This is a genomic window from Protofrankia sp. CiP1_Cm_nod3 (assembly GCF_982290655.1).
The window spans coordinates 1-1146 of the sequence record NZ_CEVIVD010000234.1 but is presented as its reverse complement, the minus strand read 5'-3'; the positions used below and the strand labels follow the sequence as shown (position 1 = coordinate 1146).

Here is a 1146-nt window from a genome sequence, read left to right as displayed (position 1 = left end):
CCCTCCCCCGAACCGAACACGCGACACGCGACCCAGCGTGAACACGCGACACGCCCACGGACACCGCGCCCCGACCAGGGGCCCCACGCACGGTGGCCGATGGCGTTCCGGTCGGGATGGGCGCCGTCGTGCCCAACAGGGCAGGTGTCAGTGTGGGTCCTACCGTGGCCGCCGAGACGGTGGTGCCGGCGGGATGAGACGGCGAAGCTACCCGGGGATGATGGCGAGCGGCAGGTCGGTGCGGGGGAAGTCGTCGCCAACGCAGAGCAGCGGCTCCCGCGCGACGCTGGCGGTGGCGTAGGTCAGGCAGTCCCCGAAGTTCAGCGCGGCCGGGTGGCGGCCCTTGCCGTACCGAAGGTACGCGTTGAGCGCGACCGGCCAGTGCGCGTCGGTGAACGCAAGATCCCGCATGCCGCTTTCCTGGCAGAACCGCGCGAGCAGTGACTGCCCGAGGACACCAAGCCGCGCGGTGAGCACGATTCCGGTCTCGACCAGCGTGGGTGCCCCAACACCTGGGGGGCCGTCGGCGGTGGCGAGCTGGTCGAGGAGAGTCTGCCATCCTGGTTCGCGCAGCAGGATAGCCACGATGGCGGAGCTGTCGACGATCACACACCCTCCGGGCCGTAGCCGAGAATCCGCTCCCGTTCGGCCTTGGTCAGCGCGTGCCCGAGCGTGCCCTGGGGGATCTGGGGCCATGCCTCGTCCGTGAGGAAGCGCAACAGCCGCGTGCCGCGGTCCGTCGTTGCCCGCTCGGCGGTGAGTCTCGCCCACCGCTCCCTCAGCGCCACACTGATTGCCCGGGTCTTGGTCTCGCCAGCCAGCGCCGCGACATCGGTGGCCAGCTGTTCGGTCTCCGGATCCTTGATATTCAGGGCCATGGTGGAACTCTACCTTCGATGGTGTATTTCTACCATCACTGGTCGATTGTAGTCCGGGCCGATGGCCGAGCTCGACGAGCGCCGGCCCCGGCCATCGGCCGTCAGACGGCAACCGGGACGGGTCGCCGAGCCCACGGAACCGTTCCGCGATGCGTGCTGCCGGCCCGGTCCACGGTCAGCCCCACCGGCCAGCCAGGCCCGCTTTGTGTGGCCTCACCCGGGTGGCCCACCAGCGGCGGGAGCGCCCATGATCATCGTCTGAGAAGTC

2 protein-coding genes are annotated in these 1146 nt (G+C 69.9%); both read right to left on the bottom strand.

All coding sequences use genetic code 11. The annotated features are described in order from the left end of the window. Positions 1-207: 207 nt before the first annotated feature. Positions 208-609: a type II toxin-antitoxin system VapC family toxin gene (locus AC5LUJ_RS23370; RefSeq protein ID WP_493465788.1), complete on the bottom strand. Its 402-nt coding sequence runs from the start codon at positions 607-609 to the stop codon at positions 208-210. Continuing rightward, on the bottom strand, positions 606-878 hold the full coding sequence (locus tag AC5LUJ_RS23365) for a type II toxin-antitoxin system VapB family antitoxin (protein ID WP_493465787.1): 273 nt from the start codon (positions 876-878) through the stop codon (positions 606-608). The genes AC5LUJ_RS23370 and AC5LUJ_RS23365 overlap by 4 nt, the downstream gene beginning before the upstream one ends. Between the last annotated feature and the right edge of the window lie 268 nt (positions 879-1146).

Bases quoted from the DNA above. Each gene is read 5' to 3' on its own strand.
- AC5LUJ_RS23365 (WP_493465787.1), bottom strand. From the start codon at position 878: ATGGCCCTGAATATCAAGGATCCGGAGACCGAACAGCTGGCCACCGAT.